Source organism: Methylobacter sp., assembly GCF_004322395.1.
Taxonomy (GTDB): Bacteria; Pseudomonadota; Gammaproteobacteria; order Methylococcales; family Methylomonadaceae; genus Methylobacter_A.
Genome location: NZ_SCTW01000074.1, coordinates 1 through 3419, shown reverse-complemented (window position 1 = coordinate 3419; position 3419 = coordinate 1). Strand labels below are relative to the sequence as shown.

General features: G+C 44.0%; 3 protein-coding genes. All 3 read left to right on the top strand.

Features of this window, described 5'->3' with window-relative positions; all coding sequences use genetic code 11:
- Nucleotides 1-989 (top strand): preprotein translocase subunit SecA (locus EPO18_RS11110; RefSeq protein ID WP_472850894.1); only part of this gene is annotated, 989 nt, incomplete at its 5' end.
- Between the two features lie 435 nt (nt 990-1424).
- Complete coding sequence (locus EPO18_RS11105) at nt 1425-1853, top strand: bacteriohemerythrin (RefSeq protein WP_292433435.1); 429 nt, start codon at nt 1425-1427, stop codon at nt 1851-1853.
- A gap of 601 nt (nt 1854-2454) precedes the next feature.
- A partial coding sequence (locus tag EPO18_RS11100; protein ID WP_292433434.1) for a glucose-1-phosphate adenylyltransferase occupies nt 2455-3419 on the top strand: 965 nt, incomplete at its 3' end.

Genomic DNA, 3419 nt, shown 5'->3' with positions numbered 1-3419 from the left:
GTCATGAACTGATACAAAAAGCCCTTTCAGCCTTATATTTGTTCCATCGCGATCAACATTACATCGTTGCCGAGAATAAAGTGCAGATCGTCGATGAATTTACCGGCCGCGCCATGCCTGACAGGACATGGGAACGGGGGCTGCATCAGATGATTGAGGTTAAGGAAAATTGCGAAATAAGCGGGCAACGGAAAACCTTGTCGCAAATTACCTATCAGCGATTTTTTGGACGCTATCTGCTCCTTTCAGGTATGACCGGGACTGCTAAAGAAGTCGAACCTGAGTTGAAGCGGGTTTACGATATTTCGGTGGCAAAGGTTCCGACGCATAAAACCAGCCGTCGAAAAAGATTGCCGGATCGTGTTTTTTTGACTTCGGAGGCGCGATGGCAGCATGTAGCCGTTCGTACATCCGAATTGGCGGCCATGGGAAGAGCCGTATTAGTGGGTACGCGTTCCGTAGAAGGCTCTGAATATTTGGGTCAGCTCCTTGCCGACATGGGGCTTGCGCATACCGTGCTGAATGCGCGCCAAGACGATATTGAAGCGGAAGCGGTCGCGCAGGCTGGGTTGCCTGGCAAGGTAACGGTAGCGACGAATATGGCGGGTCGAGGTACCGACATCAAACTATCTGATGAAGTGGCTGAAACAGGAGGGTTGCACGTTATATTGACCGAGTTTCATGAAAGCGCGCGAGTTGATAGACAGCTGTTTGGCCGTGCAGCGCGTCAAGGTGATCCTGGGACTGTCGAAGCCATTGTTAGTTTGGAAGATGAGTTATTTGTTAGGTATGCGCCTTTAATCACGCGGATAGCAGTAAGATCAATATCGCTGAATACCGGGTTTATGCAAGAAAATTTTTTCCGCTTGCTGGTTCTTTATGTACAGACTAAAGCTGAGCATTATGCTCGTAAAATCAGGCTTGACACGATACGAAGAGATAAAAAATGGCTTCAAGCATTAGGCTTTATTGGTTTGGATAAGAAATAAACGATAAGTTCTTTGCTATATATCGCCATGCTTCATAACGTGAAGCTATTTTAATAGCATAGCCATAAAAAAGAGTTAGCGTAAAACCAATCGAACTGATTGAAACTGAACAATATTAGTAACAGATAATCGTTAAAAGGGCGAGCGTCATCGTACCGGACCATCCGATGTTATCGGATGGTCAGACTGTGTCCATAGCGGAAAAGCCAGGCATGCTTGCTGCCTAGTCCGCCAACAGTGTCAAAATTAAAAGATTGTAAAATTGAGTTATTAAAAGCGTTGAAAACTCGTAAGTTTTTCAATAAGAGAGCATCCAATATGACGGTAATTGTTGCTATATTGTTGTTTATAATAATGGTTATTATATTTTTAGCTGGAAAAACGGACGCTAAAAGTGGAAAATGCTGAAAAATTTTTACAAATTTAAAGGTACCTATGCCAATTAGATGGGATCCAAGATTTAGTGTGGACAATGCCATTATTGATATGGAGCATAAGTTATTATTAACGCTGCTTAATGCGTTAGAAGTAGTATTGCGTAATCCGCACGAAAAAGATTCTTTAAGATTTTTTGTCGATCAGCTCTATGAGTCTGCTAGAGAGCATTTTCATCACGAAGAAAAACTGCAACTTAAGTATATGTTCCCTTATTATGAGGAAAACAAAGAAGGACATGAGGCACTTATAGTTGAATTAGATATGATTAGAAATGAAATCTATAACTTTATCGACAAGCCAGATAGTTCACAGGATGAAGCGGACAGAATGAGTAGAGAAATTAACCATGTATTGCGGGATTGGCTCGTCGACCACATTTTAAAATCAGACATAAAAATGAAAGGGTTTATGAATGATGCCAGATAAGTATATCGCATGAAATTCGTCGTTTTAACGAAAAACATTACCAATTAATATTTCAGCTTAAATAAAAACATAATAATGTTTATGCATACCCTCTATGCCCCTCTATGCGAAATTTGATAATTTCGGCCCTTGTGTTCTTGAGCGCAGCAAGATATCTCCCGTTATCTTGGCAGAGCAGGGATTACTTTAGGCAAGACACGAAACGCTTTTGTGTCATGGAGTTCGGGTGAGACGTGGACTGGGCACAAGAAAAAATTAAGGGGCACAACAGGCAGTACAAACCTCAGATGATCTGTCGCAATTATTTAAGATGGTCGGTCAGGCACAACCTGTAATCGCTAAAATAAAGAAGCCGAGTTTAGATTAAACGCTATTCACAGCAGCAATTAAGGTTATTGTCTCCAAAAAAATATCAACGACAAGACGTAAAATTCTACGGTCCATGAGTAGTGAAAGACTTTTTGGACTATGCAAACAGAAATCCCATTATTTAAAGTCGAAGGGGATTTTAAGGCAGCCGTAGAAAAACATGCGCCGTAAGCGCAAGTAAGCTAGCCGGTAGGGAAGCCGCTTATTTTTGACCTAAATGACGAGGTGAAGGATGTTCGATAAAACTATAGCCATCGTTCTTGCCGGTGGCGTGGGTTCGCGGCTTCATCCATTGACAGCCGAGAGAGCCAAACCGGCTGTGCCGTTCGGGGGTAATTACCGGATCATCGATTTTACTCTATCAAACTGCCTGCACTCTGGTTTGAGACGTGTACTGGTACTGACTCAGTACAAGTCGGACTCACTTCAAAAGCATCTGCGCGATGGTTGGTCTATCTTCAACTCGGAAATCTCCGAATACATCACGCACGTACCGCCACAGATGCGAACAGGAGAATCCTGGTACACTGGGACAGCCGATGCCATCCGCCAGAACCTCTATCTGCTTGAACGCAGCAATGCCAACCATGTAGTCATTCTGTCAGGAGACCATATTTACCGGATGGATTATGCCGCAATGCTTCAGTTTCACCTCGACCAGGCAGCGGAATTAACGATTGCTTGTATGCCGGTGCCACTGGCTAGTGCCAGCTCTTTTGGTGTTATGTCCGTGGATGATGTTCATCAAATTCGTGCGTTTGACGAGAAGCCGGAACATCCCAAGCATTTGCCAAACGATCCAGACCGTGCGTTGGCATCAATGGGTATCTATATTTTCAATATGGAGTTGCTCAGCAGCGAATTGCAATCTGACTACGCCCTTACCGCATCAAACTATGATTTCGGCAAAGACATCATTCCGCGTCTCATCGGAACACATTGCGTATATGCTTACCGGTTCGGCGAAGAAACTGGACGTGTCATGCAGGATAAGTACTGGCGCGATGTCGGCACGATTGATTCATATTATTTGGCAAACATGGATTTGCTTGAGCCGGTTCCGTCTATGAATTTGTATCAGCCCGATTGGGTTATTCGTACCTACCATAGCCAAAATCCGCCAGCCCGAATGGCGCCCGGATCTCTCGGACAGGAAGGGCATGTTATCAATTCTATGCTGAGCACCGGCACTGTTGT